The sequence below is a fragment of the Vibrio sp. T20 genome (assembly GCF_007858795.1).
GTDB classification, from domain to species: Bacteria; Pseudomonadota; Gammaproteobacteria; order Enterobacterales; family Vibrionaceae; genus Vibrio; species Vibrio satsumensis.
Map to the genome: position 1 here is coordinate 1 of NZ_VFEB01000129.1, position 262 is coordinate 262.

The 262-nt window shown below is 44.3% G+C and carries 1 protein-coding gene; it reads left to right on the forward strand.

Going from position 1 to position 262, the window contains the following annotated elements:
- Positions 1-15 precede the first annotated feature (15 nt).
- A partial coding sequence (locus tag FTW16_RS24955) for a transposase (RefSeq protein ID WP_409994452.1) occupies positions 16-262 on the forward strand: 247 nt, incomplete at its 3' end.

Sequence of the window (262 nt, forward strand, 5' to 3'; positions counted from 1 at the left end):
TCTCCCGTTGTCGACTTGTTTACTCAGGAAGTGGTTGCTTATAGAGTGGCCAAAAGTGCCTGCTTGCCGCTAGTCACGGATATGCTGACGGAAGCCATATCAAAGCTTAAACCCAACTCAAAGCCAATTATACATAGCGATCAAGGTTGGCAATATCGCCATCGACAGTATCAAAAAAAGGTAGCGGAGAGTGGGTTAACACAAAGCATGTCGAGAAAAGGTAACTGCTTGGATAATGCGGTTGCTGAAAACTTTTTTGCTT